Origin of the sequence: Paenibacillus sp. BK033, assembly GCF_004345425.1 — a bacterium.
Lineage (GTDB): Bacteria > Bacillota > Bacilli > Paenibacillales > Paenibacillaceae > Pristimantibacillus.
In genome coordinates this window covers 50,898-67,036 of the sequence record NZ_SLVP01000016.1, presented here as the reverse complement: position 1 = coordinate 67,036, position 16,139 = coordinate 50,898, and the positions used below count along the sequence as shown (strand labels likewise).

At 51.6% G+C, this 16,139-nt stretch carries 18 protein-coding genes; 1 reads left to right on the top strand and 17 read right to left on the bottom strand.

Annotated elements, in window-relative coordinates:
- Positions 1–324: 324 nt before the first annotated feature.
- Entirely contained in the window at positions 325–1,194 is an 870-nt protein-coding gene (locus tag EV294_RS28740) for a nucleotidyltransferase-like protein (RefSeq protein WP_132313277.1), read from the bottom strand.
- Between the two features lie 162 nt (positions 1,195–1,356).
- On the opposite strand from EV294_RS28740, the gene EV294_RS28735 reads away from it, so the two are divergent.
- The gene (locus tag EV294_RS28735; protein ID WP_165930843.1) at positions 1,357–1,701 is read left to right on the top strand and encodes a YgzB family protein; all 345 of its coding nucleotides are present in this window, start codon (positions 1,357–1,359) and stop codon (positions 1,699–1,701) included.
- A gap of 65 nt (positions 1,702–1,766) precedes the next feature.
- Here the strand turns inward: EV294_RS28735 and EV294_RS28730 are convergent, their stop codons facing one another.
- The 16 genes from EV294_RS28730 to EV294_RS28665 all read right to left on the bottom strand — a co-directional run bounded on the left by EV294_RS28730 (position 1,767) and on the right by EV294_RS28665 (position 16,133).
- Positions 1,767–3,476 (bottom strand): glycosyl hydrolase family 18 protein, encoded by a 1,710-nt coding sequence (locus tag EV294_RS28730; RefSeq protein WP_347813065.1) that lies wholly within the window; start codon positions 3,474–3,476, stop codon positions 1,767–1,769.
- 172 nt (positions 3,477–3,648) lie between these two features.
- Entirely contained in the window at positions 3,649–4,083 is a 435-nt protein-coding gene (perR, locus tag EV294_RS28725; RefSeq protein WP_132313271.1) for a peroxide-responsive transcriptional repressor PerR, read from the bottom strand.
- A gap of 75 nt (positions 4,084–4,158) precedes the next feature.
- The gene (locus EV294_RS28720) at positions 4,159–5,997 is read right to left on the bottom strand and encodes a DUF4097 family beta strand repeat-containing protein (protein WP_132313269.1); all 1,839 of its coding nucleotides are present in this window, start codon (positions 5,995–5,997) and stop codon (positions 4,159–4,161) included.
- Positions 5,979–6,620, bottom strand: a complete 642-nt coding sequence (locus tag EV294_RS28715; RefSeq protein WP_165930842.1) for an MgtC/SapB family protein — start codon at positions 6,618–6,620, stop codon at positions 5,979–5,981. The genes EV294_RS28720 and EV294_RS28715 overlap by 19 nt, the downstream gene beginning before the upstream one ends.
- 184 nt (positions 6,621–6,804) lie before the next feature.
- Positions 6,805–8,247 carry an Asp-tRNA(Asn)/Glu-tRNA(Gln) amidotransferase subunit GatB gene (gatB, locus tag EV294_RS28710; RefSeq protein WP_132313265.1) on the bottom strand — a complete coding sequence of 481 codons (1,443 nt, stop codon included), beginning with the start codon at positions 8,245–8,247 and terminating at the stop codon, positions 6,805–6,807.
- A 14-nt stretch (positions 8,248–8,261) separates the two neighbouring features.
- Complete coding sequence (gene gatA, locus EV294_RS28705) at positions 8,262–9,722, bottom strand: Asp-tRNA(Asn)/Glu-tRNA(Gln) amidotransferase subunit GatA (RefSeq protein ID WP_132313263.1); 1,461 nt, start codon at positions 9,720–9,722, stop codon at positions 8,262–8,264.
- Positions 9,723–9,754: 32 nt separating this feature from the next.
- The gene (gatC, locus tag EV294_RS28700; RefSeq protein WP_132313261.1) at positions 9,755–10,042 is read right to left on the bottom strand and encodes an Asp-tRNA(Asn)/Glu-tRNA(Gln) amidotransferase subunit GatC; all 288 of its coding nucleotides are present in this window, start codon (positions 10,040–10,042) and stop codon (positions 9,755–9,757) included.
- A 142-nt stretch (positions 10,043–10,184) separates the two neighbouring features.
- Positions 10,185–10,565, bottom strand: a complete 381-nt coding sequence (locus EV294_RS28695; RefSeq protein WP_132313259.1) for an ATPase — start codon at positions 10,563–10,565, stop codon at positions 10,185–10,187.
- A 99-nt stretch (positions 10,566–10,664) separates the two neighbouring features.
- The gene (locus tag EV294_RS28690) at positions 10,665–12,098 is read right to left on the bottom strand and encodes a PH domain-containing protein (RefSeq protein WP_165930841.1); all 1,434 of its coding nucleotides are present in this window, start codon (positions 12,096–12,098) and stop codon (positions 10,665–10,667) included.
- Positions 12,091–12,570, bottom strand: a complete 480-nt coding sequence (locus tag EV294_RS28685; protein WP_132313255.1) for a PH domain-containing protein — start codon at positions 12,568–12,570, stop codon at positions 12,091–12,093. Before EV294_RS28685 ends, EV294_RS28690 begins: the two co-directional genes overlap by 8 nt.
- A gap of 26 nt (positions 12,571–12,596) precedes the next feature.
- Positions 12,597–13,823 carry a M24 family metallopeptidase gene (locus tag EV294_RS28680; protein ID WP_132313253.1) on the bottom strand — a complete coding sequence of 409 codons (1,227 nt, stop codon included), beginning with the start codon at positions 13,821–13,823 and terminating at the stop codon, positions 12,597–12,599.
- Between the two features lie 134 nt (positions 13,824–13,957).
- A complete protein-coding gene (locus tag EV294_RS28675) occupies positions 13,958–14,443 on the bottom strand; it encodes a hypothetical protein (RefSeq protein ID WP_132313251.1) in 486 nt (161 codons plus the stop codon).
- A gap of 20 nt (positions 14,444–14,463) precedes the next feature.
- The gene (locus EV294_RS28670) at positions 14,464–14,889 is read right to left on the bottom strand and encodes a hypothetical protein (RefSeq protein WP_132313249.1); all 426 of its coding nucleotides are present in this window, start codon (positions 14,887–14,889) and stop codon (positions 14,464–14,466) included.
- On the bottom strand, positions 14,886–15,032 hold the full coding sequence (locus EV294_RS30510) for a hypothetical protein (RefSeq protein WP_165930840.1): 147 nt from the start codon (positions 15,030–15,032) through the stop codon (positions 14,886–14,888). The genes EV294_RS28670 and EV294_RS30510 overlap by 4 nt, the downstream gene beginning before the upstream one ends.
- A 12-nt stretch (positions 15,033–15,044) precedes the next feature.
- Positions 15,045–15,206 (bottom strand): hypothetical protein, encoded by a 162-nt coding sequence (locus EV294_RS30505; RefSeq protein ID WP_165930839.1) that lies wholly within the window; start codon positions 15,204–15,206, stop codon positions 15,045–15,047.
- A gap of 60 nt (positions 15,207–15,266) precedes the next feature.
- A complete protein-coding gene (locus tag EV294_RS28665) occupies positions 15,267–16,133 on the bottom strand; it encodes a hypothetical protein (protein WP_132313247.1) in 867 nt (288 codons plus the stop codon).
- Positions 16,134–16,139 lie beyond the last annotated feature (6 nt).

The following is a 16,139-nucleotide window of genomic DNA, read 5'->3' as shown; positions in this document are numbered from 1 at the left end:
TGACTTGCTCATTCATTTAAAAAATCGCTTTTCCGTTATTTCTAACGGGGCAGTTTCGCTCGTTGTTCAGTTTTCAAAGAACAATTTGTTTTTCGTTAATCGCCGTTTCTCTCAGCGGCGACTTTTATAATATATCATATTCGCCTAAATGATTGCAAGCACTTTTTTTCGTCTTTCGACATTTTTTTCAATTGTCGATTTCGACTTATTTTGACCTGCCTCAAAATCGGCGAGTATTAATGTACCACATGCCAAAATACTAAGTCAACCCTTTTCAAAAATAAAATACCCGCGCAAATACAACGGGTATCCTATTCCTTTTTATTAGATGGCCGTTAGCAAATACCTTAGTTCCATCACATCCGGATCTCCGTTAGCGGGCATAACCGCTACCTCGCGGACATATGCCCGCTTGACCAGATTCTGAACAATCAGAGATAGATCAATATGCAGCTCGTGAATCGGCGGATAGTTCTGCAGCTCGCATATCGTCCATGGTTCCTGTCTGCTGCTGAATGCTTCGAACAATAAGGAGCAGCAGGATTTCATTTTGTTCATTACGGTAAACTCGCATGCCAGCATCACCAGTCGGACGCGCTGCTCCAGAGACTCGGGACTTGCCGTCAACTCCTCATACAGCTTGTAGACTCCCGGATGAACTCTGCGAATTTGCTTCCAAACGGTGAGCTCCGGGTGATGCCCTTCTTCTATAAGTACGATGTGTGCCCAGTGATGAAGTGCCGCCATAACATGACTGTGCGCATCCAAAATATGATTGTCCTCAAGATCCTGCTTCGCTTGCAGATAGGTACGCAAGAATCCGGAAAACTCGGCGAAACGCTTCTGTTCACGCATGATATCTGGAAATAACATCAATTGCTCACGAATATTCGTCAAGTAATTGTCGCGCTCCATCAATATCTCCCCCCGAACCATCCATTGGATCACGCTGCCGCTTCTGCCAGCAATCCATTGCTCCAAACGACCGGTGTCAAACGTCCGAACCATAGTCCGTTTACCGTGCTGGCAAACATGCTGGGTTGTTTCATTAGCCCCACTCTCTCGCACAACAAGAACTAAAACGTCCAATCCTTCAATCAGAGGATTATAAGGATACGGATTCTCGATAGCCACCAGACCCACTACATCCAGCTGCGAACGATACGTTTCAATAAAATACTGTTTCGTATTCACTTCGGCCTCCGTATAGCTAATCCATTTAGATTAAGCTATAATAATTATCTGTATAGTACTATCTTTTTCGACAAAGTGTGGCGGTTTCCTGCTTGCAAAAGAAGAAAACCGTTAACGTTACATACGTCAATCGTCATAGAGAGGAATGGAATAGTGAATAAGATTTTTTTCAAATCGGCAAAAATCAATGAATTCCGTTTGTGGGGCCTCGTCTTTACGCTAGTTGGCATGGGAGTAATGATTATCGGAACCGGCGGGATTGTCTGGTGGGGACACGCAGGCAAAATCTTCGCGGCGATCTTTATGGTCATCGGAATGATCTCTCTCCTTATTAGCTGCGTCGTTTATTTCTGGGCGGGCATGATGTCTACAAGCGCCACCATGCTGGAATGCCCTGAATGCCACCGCCCGACAAAGATGCTCGGAAAAACCGACCGCTGCATGTATTGCAAAACGATGCTTACGCTTGATCCCGCTCAGGCAACTCATGAACCGTCGGTTGAATAAAACAAAGAAGCAGCCCTTGGTGCTCGTCACCGGGGCTGCTTCTTTTGTAACAACAATAATAATTATTAAGGCCGTTTGTTAATTGCTTCGTCAATGACGGGCCAGATCGAGGAAGTCTGGAAAGAACGGTTCCATGTAGCCACGCCGGCTAGACCAAGCTCTCGCATAAGCTTCACCCGCGACTGGATCGACAACGCGTCTTCAATCCATATCCGGTTTAGAGCACCGTTTTCTTTATACTCCACGTAATTCTGTCCTGCAGCCTCGTCGAGCTTAGGAGTAAGCTTTTTGCTCGCGATAATCTCTTTAACCTTGTCCATGCCAACCGCCTTGGAAGTCACCTTTCCGTTTTGTTCCGTCCAAATACGGGTATATAACGGCATGCTTAGAATGATTTTGTTCGCGGATACGCCGTCTTCTTCGATAATGCGTTTTACCGCGCTTGCCGTCCAGCCCAACGATGCCACAGAGCCCGCTTCCGGGCTGGAAGCCCAATGCTCGTCATAGGCCATTACCATCATATAGTCGACGGTACGCCCAAGTGCCGAGCGGTCGAGGAACAAGGACCACAGCTCGCTGTTGGATTTCGGCGTTACGTCTATCGATACCACAAGCCCCTGTTCATGGAGAAGAGGAGTTAGTTCTCTTACGAATTGAACCAGATTGGCTTTATCGGATGTCCGGACATTCTCGAAATCGATATTAATGCCTTGTAGATGATACGTCTGCGCAAATGCAAGCAGCTGACGGATCATTTTGAAGCGTGTATCGGCCGTAGCCAAAGCTTCCGTTGTCCGATCGGGCTCAAAGCCATTGCTGAATAAAGCCCAAACCTGCATCCCTTGATCATGCGCCCACCGCACATAAGCCGGATCCGCCTTGCCTTTAATCGTACCCTTTCCATCCTGCAGCTCAAACCACGTCGGACTTACTACGTTAACCCCTTTAAGCGTACCGATAGAATCCGGATTCGGGTTTTTCTCGTAAACGGCTTCCCAGGTGAGATTAATTTTGCTGCCAAGTACTTTCCATGGTATAAAGGCCTCTTCCTTGGCTGCCTGAGGAACCTTTTCTATACTGGCCAGCTCCACATTGGACTTCTGCATATAACCCAGCTGTCCTTGCGGACCCTGCACGAATAACCAGCCGTGTTCTTCGCCCCATATCCGCACGGTCTCGCCTTTAGGTACTTTTTCAGCGATTGGAGAATGGATGCTTGTCTTGGTCCGAATCGCGCTTCCTTTCGACTTTAATGCCTTTCCTTGCTGAATAGATTCCCCTGCCTGGAGTAAAATAACGATGCCGGAATCGGACTTGTACTCGGTCTTGAGGCCATAAAGCTCTTCAAGCGGCGTAATCGGTATATAAACGGCATCATCCTTGGTTTGCGCGGCAATGTGCAATTCGTATGGCTTCTGATTAAGCTCCGCCGTCAGAGCATCCGTCTTCAGCCTTAACACTTTATTGGTGGTTGTCAAAATAATGGAGCCGGTCTCCGCTTCATAATATACGGGCTCGTCCGGTCCAAGCGCCTTTTGCAAAGCGGATATCGGAAGCATGACTTCACCATTTTGTATAGTTGCGCCTTGATCCATGATTTCGCCTTGAAAGGTTATCGGATGTTCCATTCCATAGTCGGGAACCGTTATATGCTGATTCGGGATAAACTTCATGTAGATAAACCAAACGCCCATCGCTGCTGCGATAAATAACAGGAACAGCATCGTATACCATGCTCCCCCGCCCCTACGGCGGCGCGGCGCTCTGGTGTACATCGTCTCCAATTGCTCACTCTCCTAAAAAGAATTATCACACAAGCAGTCTGGTTAGGGCTGCTTGTCATGATTCTTGCTTCGCCTTTAATAAAAAGGCGTGCAAATCAGCGAATTACCGCATCTATGCACGCCTTATTCCATGTGAACTTGAACTTTATAACAACCCCATTATTTACGCTTTCGCCGTCTCACTGCAGCTGGAGCATACCCCGTAAATTTCCATGCGGTGCCCTTCCACCATAAACCCGGTCTTGTGGGAAGCAGCGCGCTCCACTTCAAGCAGCGGCGGGTATTCAAAATCTACGATCTGGCCGCAGCTTTTGCAAATCGCATGGTAATGGTCGGACAAATCCGCGTCAAAACGGCTGGAATCGTCGCCGTAGGTTAATTCGCGAACTAGACCCGCTTCGACAAACAACCTCAAGTTATTATATATCGTAGCCACGCTCATACTCGGAAAATTCGGAGACAGCGACTTATAGATCTCATCGGCTGTCGGATGTGACATCGAGCCCATCAAATAACTTAATATGGCGTGACGTTGCGGGGTCATACGGACGCCATTCATCTTCAATTGTTCAATAGCTTCGGTTACGCTGGCTCCCATTCCCCTCACGCCTTTCTCTTACTGGATAAAGCTATTGTACGTTCATTCAAAATGGTTTGTCAATGAAAGCGCTCATCAGCCCGCCTCATGCAACTGTATGAAAATACTGTTCGTTGCATTCACCTGAATTCGGTAAGTACCTGAGCCTATGGTTCCGCGAACGGTTTTCTTGTTCACCGTAAGCGGCAGATCGGTTGTGATGCTTCCAAATGTTACCGAACCAAACACGGAATAGTCCCCTGCCGCCGGAACGCGAAGCTTGATCTCTCCAACGGTGCTGTCCAAATCCCAATCTCCGCCGACTACCCGGCTAGCCAGCTCGATGTTGCCGTTTAACGTAGTGGCTTTCACTTCTCCGGATACTTCTTTCATAGCAATCTTGCCGTTTTTCGTGTCCGCTCCCACGCTGCCGGAAATACCGCTTAGTGTCATCGCTCCATTCCAGGTTTCTGCAGTCAGATTGCCGGTCAAAGCATCAACAGTAATCGCGCCGTTCTTCGTGGACAATTCGGCATTTCCCGTTACGGTCTGGAGGTTAATTCCTCCATTCAGACCGTGAATCACCAGCGGTCCTTCAATCTGCTGGGCCGTAATGTCGCCATTGTCGCTCTTCAGCTGGACACCGCCAGGCGCGATCAAACCGCTGGCGGAAACAGGACCGTTATTGACATCAACCGTTACCTCCATCTTGGGAACGGAATTCTTTTCCGAATCGTCTAACGATGTCTCCGTTGCCTCCAAATCTGAAATCGAGTTCGGATCCGCAGAGGGATTGTCCGTGCTTGCCGCAGGATCCTGAGACGTAACGGCTGTCTGCGGCACCGTAACGACGATATTCATGCGCGGTTTACGGCTTCCGTTCGTACCATACGGCTCGCCTTTCGCCGTTATGGTCATCGAATCGGCATCCGATACTCTTTCTACGGCCGACTTGGCTGCTATCTGTTCGGCTTCCTGCTCATCCGTCACGTCTACCCATACCTCGGTATCAATAACGAGCTGATCCTTGTCCCCGCCCCGCACCGTTACTTTCCCGTTCGGATTGGTGATTTTGAGCTTGGTTATGGCCGCAGCGTCAAAAGGCACCGTATCCGTATCTTTCACAAATTTAAAGCCTTTCTCTTCGCCATAATCCTGGGTTCCGTTCAAATCAACGTACTGATCAAGCCAGCGGAACGGAAGCTCGGCGTATTGGGTCACCGTAAAGGCAACAACGGAAATAACAATAGCGATAATGGCGCCTGTAAAATCAAACCGCAGCTTTCTCGCCGCTTTCCGGTAAACGATGCTATAGATAATGATTTCGGCTCCAAGCAAAATAAATACGGCGGGCCACCACTTGCCCAATAAGGCAACGTCGTTGCGGCCCTTCACCTGGTCCCATAAGAGCAGGCCCCCAACTGCAATTATAAATATGGCGGCTGTGAACCGCCCCAATCGAAACATGGACTGATCTCCCTTCGCTCGCGAGAACCATAAAACAAGCGCCACCGCTAACAAGAACGGTCCTACCGCCATTTCCGCCAGGTCGTCCATCCACGGAATAAGGGCCGCGGGCGGGTCCGTCAGAATAAACAGCAATACACCGGCAGCCATAATAAGCAAGCCGATTGCCGGTGACAATTGATCCGTTGAACCGTCTTTGGCATCGGCTCTGGTCTGCAAGGCATCAAACACGCTGACAAAATAATAGACCGGCAGCGTAATTCCCAAATAGACAATAAAGAGCAGATGCCTTGCCGCATTGGCATCTGCCAGCCTGATGATAGCAGCAATATCAAGAACTAGACCGGCGGTCAGGAGCAGTCCTCTCTGATAACGCCCCGTATATAAATGCCCGGCTCCGGGGAGCACAAATGCGAGCAATAAAGTAAGAAGTCTGCTCTTTGGCCGATCTAATCCGAACTCACGCAATGCACGCCCTCCATATGCTTGATTTGTTCCAGTAAAGCTAATAACGATTCATTCTTCGGCAGCTGCACGGTCAAATGAAGCATAAACTGCCGCAGCCCCTGCTCTTGCTTCGCGCTTTCCTCCAGCATGACCTTGCGGATCACAATCTGTTTCTCGGCGAGCAAAGCGTTTAGCGTAAGGACAATGGTCGACTGTTCGTCTGCCTGAACGACCAATTTATGCTCCCGCTTCGTGCTGATGTATCTTTTCTCCAGCTTATTGAAGGCCCAAAGAATAAGAAGAACCAGAACCGTTGTGGTTACCGCGGCAAAATAAAATCCGGCGCCTACCGCAAGCCCGATAGCCGAGACAACCCATAAAGATGCGGCCGTCGTCAGGCCCGTAATGGACTTGCCCGTAAACAAAATCGTGCCCGCTCCGAGGAACCCGACTCCGGTAATGACGGCGGCAGCCAGACGGGCGGGATCCACGCGGACGTTCGTCTCATTAACAAAAGAAGAAAAACCATATATCGATAAGAGCATGAGCAAACAAGAACCGATACATACCAAAATGTTCGTGCGCAGCCCAGCCGCGTGATTCGACTGTTCGCGCTCGAGGCCGATCAGTCCGCCCAGGAGCATGGCCAGAAGCAGCCTTAACCCGAGATGAAGCTCATTAATATACCAGGGATTCGCGAGATCATGACCCAAATGGCAGCACAACCTTTCATCATGATAATTGTACCATATTAGTATGCATATGGACCTGCGTTCCATGAAAAGACGCCGCCCATCGCATAGGATGAGCGGCGTCAAAGATCGGCAACTAGGCTTTCAGACGTTCAAGCAGGAGCTTATTCACGAGAGCCGGATTCGCTTTGCCTTTTGTCTCTTTCATAATTTGGCCGACCAGGAATCCGATCGCTTTGTCTTTGCCTGCTTTAAAGTCTTCTACCGATTGCGGATTCGCTTGGATGATCTGATCCACCACGGCTACAAGCGCGCCTTCGTCGCTGATTTGGACGAGTCCCTGCTCTTCCACGATCTGCTGCGGCAGCTTGCCCGATTCCAGCATCGCCTTGAAGACCGTCTTGGCAATCTTGCTGCTGATTGTGCCCTTCTCGAGCAGACCAATCATTTCGCCAAGACCTTGGCCGGTAATCTTCACTTCGGAAAGCTCCAGGCTGTTCGCGTTCAGATAGCCAAGAAGATCACCCATGATCCAGTTGGATACCGCTTTAGCATCCTTTGTATAGTTCAAGCTTTCCTCAAAGAAATCTGCAAGCTTCTTCGAAGAAGTAATCACTTCGGCGTCGTAGGAAGGCAAGCCGTATTCGCTTGTGTAACGCGCCTTGCGCGCATCCGGCAGTTCCGGAATCGAAGCGCGGACACGGTCTTTCCATTCCTGACTGATGTTCAGACGAACCAAATCCGGATCCGGGAAGTACCGGTAATCATGCGATTCTTCCTTGCCGCGCATCGAGAAGGTTTTGCCCAGCGTATCATCGAAGCGGCGCGTCTCCTGCACGACTTGGCCTCCTTCATTCAGAATCTCTGCCTGGCGGATTTGTTCGTATTCAAGACCGCGCTGAACGCCGCGGAAGGAGTTCATGTTCTTCAGCTCGGCGCGCGTGCCAAACTTCTCTTGCCCGTATGGACGAAGACTGATGTTAGCGTCGCAGCGGAGGCTGCCCTCTTCCATCTTCACGTCCGATACCTCGCAGTACAGCATAATCGCTTTCAGCTTCTCGAGATAAGCCTTCGCTTCTTCCGGCGTACGGATGTCCGGCTCGGACACGATCTCGACAAGCGGCGTGCCGACGCGGTTAAAGTCCACAAGGGAAGCATATCCGCCGTCAACGTGAGTCAGCTTGCCGGCGTCTTCCTCCAGATGCAGCCGGGTTATGCCGATTCGTTTGGTCTCGCCGTTTACTTCGATATCAATCCAGCCGTTCTGGCCGATCGGTTGATCGAACTGCGAGATTTGATACGCTTTTGGCGAATCCGGATAGAAATAGTTTTTACGGTCGAACTTGCTAATGTCGGCGATTTCGCAGTTAAGCGCCATTGCCGCTTTCATCGCGTACTCGACAGCTTGCTTGTTCAAGACGGGCAGAACGCCCGGGTGCCCGAGACATACGGGGCATGTATGAGTATTAGCCGGAGCTCCGAATGCCGTAGAGCAGCCGCAGAAAATTTTACTGTTGGTATGCAGCTCCACGTGTACTTCGAGACCAACTACCGTTTCGTATTGAGTCGCTTCAGACATCGTTATTTCTCCCTTCACCCTAGCTGCGGCCGCAATTTATGAAATTCGGTTTGCTGCTCGAACGCATGAGCCGCGCGCAGCACGGTCGATTCATCAAATGCCTTGCCGATGATTTGCAGGCCGATCGGCATGCCGTCCGCCGTTCCGCACGGAACGCTGATTGCCGGAATGCCCGCAAGACTTACCGGAATCGTACAAATATCGTTCAGGTACATCGTCAGCGGATCGCCGACCTGCTCTCCGATCTTGAACGCGGTTGTCGGAGCCGTAGGGCCGATGATGATATCGTATTGGTTGAAGACATTGTCGAAGTCCTGCTTGATCAACGTACGAACCTTTTGCGCTTTCAGGTAATACGCATCGTAATATCCGGAGCTAAGCGCGTAAGTGCCCAGCATGATCCTGCGTTTGACTTCCGGGCCAAAGCCCTGGCTGCGCGATTTGCGGTACAGGTCGATCAGGTTCTCCGGATTGTCCGCGCGAACGCCGTAACGAACGCCGTCGAAACGCGCCAGGTTGGACGAAGCTTCCGAGGAAGCGAGCAGATAGTAAGTCGCAATCGCGTACTCGGTGTGCGGCAGCGATACTTCCTCCCAGGTTGCGCCCATGCTTTCGAAGGTTTTGAGAGCCTGCATAACGGCTTCCTTCACCTTCGGATCGATGCCTTCGCCCAGATACTCTCTAGGCACGCCAATGCGAAGACCCTTCACATCGCCGGTAAGAGCGCTTGTGTAGTCCGGAATATCGACGTTGGCGGATGTCGAATCCTTCTCGTCGTAACCCGCGATCGCTTGCAGCACGTAAGCGGAGTCTTCAACATTTTTCGTAAGAGGACCGATCTGATCGAGTGAAGAAGCAAACGCTACGAGACCAAAGCGGGATACCAGGCCGTATGTCGGCTTGAGGCCAACAATGCCGCAGTATGCTGCAGGCTGACGGATGGAACCGCCCGTATCGGAGCCAAGGGAGAAATAAACTTGTCCCGCCGCAACGGAAGCCGCGGATCCGCCGCTCGAGCCTCCCGGAACGTATTCCGGGTTCCACGGGTTGCGGGTCGGATAGTAGCTCGAGTTCTCGTTCGAGCCGCCCATCGCAAACTCGTCCATGTTCAGCTTGCCGATCGTAACCGATTGGGCGGACTTCAGCTTGGATACGGTTGTTGCATCGTAAATCGGATTATAATTGCTCAGGAATTGGCTCGCGCAGGTCGTAAGCAGCCCTTCCGTAACAATGTTGTCCTTCACGCCGGCAGGCAGGCCGAACAATAGGCCGCGTTCGCCGCCCTCCAGAAGCTGCTTGTCCAGGCTATCCGCCTGGCGGCGGGCATTCTCTTCATTTAATGTAAGGAAAGCTTTAATCGTTTCATCCGTTTCGGAAATTCGGCGGTAAGACGCATCCACCAAATCGGAAACCGTCAATTCTTTGTTATTGAGCTTGCTATGTACATCCTGTAGGCGTAAATCAAACAGTGACAACAGCAGTTCCTCCCTTCAAATACCCGTAAGTTCTATTCCAATACAGCCGGCACTTTGATCTGGCCGTCTTCTTCATCCGGTGCGTTAAGCAGCACTTTCTCAATCGGCAGCGATTCACGGGTAATGTCTTCCCGCATCACGTTCGTAATCGGCAGCACGTGGCTGGTCGGCTCTACATTATCCGTGTTCAGGCTGTCCAGCTTTTCCGCATATTTCAGGATCGCATTCAGCTGTCCCGTAAATTGTTCTTTTTCTTCATTCGAGAGCTCCAGCCGCGCCAAATTCGCAACATGCTCAACGTCTTTAATCGTAATGCTCATGGATGCTTCGTCCTCCCTTTCAAGCCTTCTACTCATTCCTCCTATTATAGCTTATAATCGCCATTTCACAAAGTGGTCAAGCAGGCAAAATGAAACGGAGCCTCTCCCGGTAAGGGATAAGCTCCGCCTAAGATGATTGCCGTTATATCCACGCCTTCAGATTAACCTGGCGAATAAAGTCTTCCGTTGTCTGGCTCTCGCCGCCTGCATTGTCCTTCTCCTCGAGCTTTTCTTCGCCTTTTACAATCCGGTTGAACAGCTCTTCGTTGAATGTGGCCAGCGCGTAATCAATCAGCGCCTCCCTCTCGACCCGGTCAACCTCTTCCTGCAGCAGCACTTCTTCCAGTTCAACATCCTCGTCAGGAACAAGGAAATTGCGGTTTGCCGCAGGCACTCTTACCACATAATCGAACACATTGTCCGGATTACGGTCGTAAGCGATTATATAACCATACTCCCCAAGAGGGAGATTTTGCTCGAATTGGTCAGCGATAATAACAACCTTTGCCCCTAAACTCAGCATTGTCTTCACTCCTGTCTATCAGCCGCTGTCTATCTCTATTATCCTACTAAAAAATAATAGCGGTGTCCAATTGCAGGGAGCAGACGGCTGCCCCCCATTTTATTTTCCTGCTTGATGCCGGCTGTACCAACGCCATGCCTTCTCGGCATCATCCCGCTCGAGGCAATGAACGCGGTAGGCCTGAGGACTGCCAAGCACATGGGCCGAGACCGTCAGCAGCCGTCTTTTCTGCTGCCCTCTCGTCCGCCTTGTCGTCATGGAGACAATCTGAGGCCTGCGCATGTAATAGGTCATTCTCGTCAGGCTCCGTTTGCGAAGGGTTAACTGTCCGTCCTCCAGACTCATCCCGGCCGCCGACAGACAGCTCCAGCTCCAGGCTGCGGCTAAGGGAAGCAGGATAAGAGACCATAGCCCGTGGATATGAAAAAAATAAATGAAGAAAGCGCATAGGAGAATCGTAACGAGCTGGCCTTTCCAAACGTAGTCGAAAAATGCGCGCTTCGGGGCGGATGCCCGAATCTCTGCGGCCGTAAACTGCGGCACATAACAGGCCAAAACGGATTGCAGCGACGCTGCGGAAATAAAAGGATGAAGCATCAGCCGCTCCGTTTTATCCGAGGATACAACCTGCAATTGAATTTGGGCAAATCCGATCCATTGATGAAGAAGCCCTTCCGCCACGATAACCGCCTGTACCTTGCCGGCATCGAAATGATGCACCTTCTTCTCCAAGAGACCGTAGGAGATCGAAATTTGATCATCCTGTTTATTAGCGGTAAACCCCGCAAACTTGATGACATACAAGACAAGGGAAAGCAGCCACGCAGCGGCAAGCCCGCATACCGCGATTACAGCTATAACGGTATAGCTTGGATTTACGCTGGTAGATTCCTTGTAAAGCGTGGAATAAAGGTTGGGAGCCAGCTCGTTAATGAAATCATCCGCCAGCGAGAATATCCCCGCGATAAAAGCAACAACCAGCCCAAAATTTAGCGAGGTCGCCGCCGCAAGCAGCAGCTGGCCAGGGGTTAGCTGATAGTTAGGCTGTTGCTGCTGTTGCACGGCTGCCTCCGCAGGCTGGTCATGCGGAGCCAGCAGAAGCCTCTGCAGCTGTCTTGCATCCTTCTCGTTCAGGGCCGCTAGAATCCCGTCGGCCTTCTTGTTGCCGCCAGGCGTCTCGATCTTGACCTGCGTGACGCCAAGCAGCCGCTGCAGAATGGGCTGCTCGAGGTTAACCGAATGAATCCTGCCGAAGTAGATCGTCTTCTCGTCCCTGAACAGGATCCCTTTGCGGATGACGATCCGGTCATCCTCCACCGTAAAGGAAAATTTGCGCCAGCCAAACAATCCAAGGAACATAAGCAAGGTTACGGCGGCCAGAATCCCGAGATAGACGTATCCGTTTACCCCCGACCAGTTCACGCCCTGCAGCAAAGTAATGATGATGAGCGGCAGCAGCCCTTTTACCGTATTGAACAGCGGGAACAGCATATAGATCGGATGCAGCCTGCGCGGTTTGTTTCTCTTAATCATCCTGATCATCTACCTTCGCAAGCTGGCCGATCCGCCTCTTCAGAAAATGCGCCTCGCTTTGCTTGAGGCCGCTGATCCGGTGCGTGGTTGCCGCGGTTACCACCGCGACGCTGGCAAGCTCGTATTTGCGCATGAGCGGTCCGCTCTCCAGCTCCACATGCTGGACGCGCACCATCGGAACAAGGACATTTCGGATCACGATAAGCCCGGATTTGATCTCCAGCTCCTCGTCAAACAGCTCGTATTGAAAACGCCGGTATTTGATCTCCGGAAAAAACCATACAAACAGCACGGCAGACAGACTTACAACAGCCAGCCCGATGAAGCCCGGGATATACGTCCAATGCTTCCAGGCCGCAAACGTCAGATAGGCAATAACAATCACATACAGCACAAGATGCGTAATAAGCGAGCTTAAGCGATACACGGTAATGTAATCCCGGTGAAGCCTTTTCGATAATAAACGGTCCATCCAGCAAGCCCCCTTGGCATACCTGATTATGGCAGTTGGATTAGTCCTTCTCTGGTAAATGTCAAAGCCCGAGGGCGGCCGTCCGTAATCAAATAGCTGTTCTCTATACCGACTACACCATCGCCTGGAAACGTAAACTTCGGTTCAACGGCGATCACCATTCCCGCTTCCAACGGAATATCAAAGCCTTTGGCTAGAACCGGCCATTCGTCGATCTCAAGCCCGATACCATGCCCAAGGAACTTGGCCTGATCAGCGCCATAGCCCATAAAATGCGGGGAGAGTCCCGCTTCATCCGCCTGCTCGAGAGCTCTCGCGTACAGAGCCGAGCAGATCGCCCCTTGCACCATTTCGTTCTCCGCTTCCCGGATTATGGCTTCGGATACGTTATAGGCATAAGCCAGCTTTTCCGGCAGTTCTCCAATAACCGCCGTACGGGTCTGGTCAATCACGTAACCGTCGATACAGCAGCCGATATCCATCAGAATAGGCTCATTTCGTTCAATCGCTCTGCGGCTGACGCTCTGCGGCGATGTTGCGCCAAGGCCAAGCCCGCCGGCGGGACCGTCGAAATACGTAGGAACAGCCGCTGCGGAGCCGGCGATAAACATACCCGTCGCAATTTCCTGATTATAACCCCGCATTCTCATCAAGCCGATATGTCCTCTAATACGCAGCTCGTATTCAACGCGTGCCATCCATTCCAATTCCGTTACGCCGGGCTTTAGGAAATTAAGCGCCTCGTTGAGCGCCTCGTCAACAACGGCGGCTGCCGATTCGAACCGGCTGATCTCAAGCGGCGATTTGATCATCCGCTGTCTTCGAATGACAGCCGAACCGTCAACAACCGGACCTGCACCGGCGGCCTGCAGCAATCCGGACAGCTTCAGATAGGTTTGAGCGGGAAGCACATCCAGGTCGGCGGCCACAACAGCCTGCTTTCCCGTTCCGGCTTTAAAGACCTGAGGATATTCCCGTGCCAGCGTCTCGCCAAACAGCCGGAACGTTCCAAGCTCCTTAACGGAAATGCCGCTCTCGAGCTTAGCCCGCTCAAGGCTCCTTTTCACAAAGAAAACCGGTTCCCCAAGCGACGGAATAAAAGCAAATCCGTTCTGCATAGAGCCGGTGTAGTAATAAAGATCTATGTTTTGGGTCAGAAGAAACCCGTCCATCGCCGAGGCGCGCATTGCTTCCTGCAGCTTGGTTATTCTTTCTCGAACAACTACCTCGGAAACGTCTTTTTTTATCTCCATTCAAAGCCAACTCCTAACTTCCGTATTCCCCCTTTATTAGATCAATTTTATGATGGATCGTCAACAGGAAGCGAAAGTTTCGCTTCGTTCTGGCCCCCTTAAACCAAATAGTAATCAAATTATATTCATTACGCCTACCTCACCGTCAGCTCCGACACGCCTTTGATGTCCCATTCGATTGGATCAAGCAGCGTAAACGCGCGCGGGTAGACGACATGGATAATTAGGACGACTCCCGGCCTTTGAAGAATGGCCTCGTAATCATATTGATCGTTTCTGTACGTATAAGGGAAAATACGATCATTGTTTATGACTTCGAATACGAGCACATTCACCCGTTCGCGGACGGGGGAGTTCGGCAGCGGATTCCCAAGCGCATCCAGCTGCAGGTTCGCCTGCAGATAAGCAGCAGCGGCCGATTCCGCCGCATCCGGATCGATCCTCATAACCCCCTCGGCCATGGCTGCCGGATCCAGCTGCTGCGAGGCTGCATGGGCAGCGCGGTTAAGGGCATGCTTCCCCTGATAAAGAAGCTTCATTGCCATCTCCTCGTCCGTTTGCAAAAAGTGCACCGAGACCCATACCGTCATCATCAATACGATCAACATCAGCTTGTACATGGCATCTCCTTGTCCGCGCCTTACGGCATGTACTCGCTCATCTTCATTCCTAACGTCCGCATGCGGCTGCCTTCCGTTATCGGCTCCAGCCCAATCAATCTGTCGATCTCAAACAAGTTCTCATAAGGATAGCTCATCTTCAGCATGATCCCGGTGCCCCTGGGAAGCGGAGAAGTTGGTTCCGTCGCTGCGAGGCCGTTATCAGCCGTCACTTCAAACCGGACAAGCTCGGGCCTCATCCCGAAAGCGGCCAGCCGCTCACGCGACTGCTCCATCATAACGGCATCGATGTAGCCGTAGCTCCCGCTGGCGCCAACCTCCAGCAGATAATCGGTCTCCTGCTGCAAGACCGCTTGCCTTGCAATCAGAACATGCTTATATATAGGCGAGAACATCATCCAGCACACCATAGCGGCAAACAACACAAACACCAATATATTTCTCATGGGCTCATCTGCCGGATATAGGCACCGATCGCCGCCCCGGAACGTTCCACCTGCCGCTTCGTGCCGCCTTCGCCTCCGGTAATGCCCGTATACAGCAAAATGACGGTCACCAGAAGCAGCATCGCTATTAGCAGACTTCGCATCGCTGCTCCCCCTTAGTCCGAACCGGTAGATAACATAGAGCCGATCTTCGTGTTAGCCGAGCTGCCTTGCGTCTGAATCTGCTTGCTTGTTCCGGTTGTATCGTTGGCGATAATGTTGTTGAACAGGATAATGACGACAACTAGCAGCATAACGGTCATCAGAATATTGCGCATATTTTGATTCACCTCCTTCGCGGCATTTTTCCGCATTTGGGCATCCGGGCGATTGCGCGTTCAGCCCAAAGATTCAAACAGCTTGCGCCCCTCCTGCACCCAGGGGTAAATAAAGATCTGGAAGGTGTACAAAATCGGTATTCCCGCAATGATAAACAAAAAGTAAGAGGTGGACTCCTTCCGGCTTTCCTTGGCAAGCTCCAGCTTCTCCTTGTAGTCCTGAATCCGCTCGCGGAGAAGCCTGTAATATTCCGGGCTCTCGTGAAGCCGCAAGGAATCGATCGTCTCCGCAAAGCTCATTCCGTCATCCGTGCCGATCCGGTGCTTGAACCGGCGCAGCGCCTGCTCCGCATCGTGATACCATTCGGCAAGCAGCCGTTCCAGATCCCCGCGCAGCGTCCGGGTAAACGGAACGCAGCGGGTCAGCTTGGTATGGATATGAAGAGCCGACTCGGATAGGTACAGCAGCTGGTTGCTCATTAAATAAATTTCCTTCGTAATCCTTTGCGCGCGCAGCCTTCGGAAAGAGCGCAGCCAAGGCAGATCCCAATACAAGAGCACAAATCCCGAAAGCACCAGCGTGTAGCATAGCCACGCCCCCCTTTCGAGAGACAAGCCGCGGTACAGGGCCGCAATGGCCGGAAGCAGAAAAAGCAGGATTCTTCTTGCCGCCGAGTACCAGGCCGCGTCCGCGGTAACCCCGCAGCCCGCGAGAAGGGTTGCCCGTTCGATAAAAGCCTCCTTCTCCCGCGATAAACGGAGCAGCTTCAGCCACTGATCCGGCACCTCGTCCGTCCTCCAGTTCAAGGCTTCCAGATGGAGCCATCTGGGTCTCCTGCGTGGCAAGGCTTGCAAAATCATATAAACGCCCAGAAAGCCAAACAGAAACTCCCCGGCGGCGATAAGCAGGCGAATAATCGACTCCATAAGGCA